Below are 870 nucleotides of genomic sequence, written 5' to 3' on the forward strand. Positions count from 1 at the left end.
GGAAATACCGCTGCTTTTGACTCCATAAAAGAAGACTTGCTTGCATCATCGACCGTGGATAGCGAACGAGGTGCTACTTTAGATATGGCAAGTGACCAGACAGTTGATCTCGCAAAAATTAAAAATATACGACTAAATATGGTCAGCTTTACCTATCCTAATAAGGTAATACCAGCATTGGACAATATAAATATAGATATACCTGTTAATACTACGGTTGGTTTTGTTGGTGAGTCAGGGTCAGGGAAATCTACTGCTATTGATCTATTGTTAGGTCTTATTTCACCAAGTACTGGTCAGCTAATGCTCGATGATATAACTATCACCGAAAAAAACAAGCAGGCTTGGCAGAAACATATAGGTTTTGTACCGCAGAGTATATTTTTGAGTGAAGGGAGTATCGCTGAAAACGTCGCTTTTGGTATATGTCGTAAAGATATTGATTTAGAAAGGGTCAAACAGGCAGTTAAGCTGGCTCACCTCGAGATCTTAGTTGATAGTTTGTCTGAAGGTTTAAATACTAAAGTTGGGGAACGAGGTGTACAACTCTCAGGAGGACAGCGCCAGCGTATTGGCATCGCTAGGGCACTATACAATCAAGCTGATGTGCTCGTATTTGATGAAGCCACCAGTGCTCTAGATGGTATTACTGAAAAAGTAATCATGGATGCTATTCAAGAGTTAAGTAGGCAAAAAACCATCGTAATGATAGCTCACCGACTAAAAACAGTAAAAAATTGCGACATTATTTATTTTATGGAAAAAGGCAAAGTGATTGAACAAGGGACATATCAACAGCTGATAAATAACAATTCAACGTTCGAAAAAATGGCTATGTATTCATAGTCAAAAAAGTGAAAGTCTAGTGAG

General features: G+C 38.4%; 1 protein-coding gene. It reads left to right on the top strand.

Translation table 11 applies throughout. From position 1 onward, the window contains the following. Positions 1 to 846: ABC transporter ATP-binding protein (locus tag ACS8FC_RS15950; RefSeq protein ID WP_439297490.1), on the top strand; the 846-nt coding region annotated here is incomplete at its 5' end. Positions 847 to 870: the final 24 nt, after the last annotated feature.

The organism is Psychrobacter sp. 1Y4 (assembly GCF_051847555.1).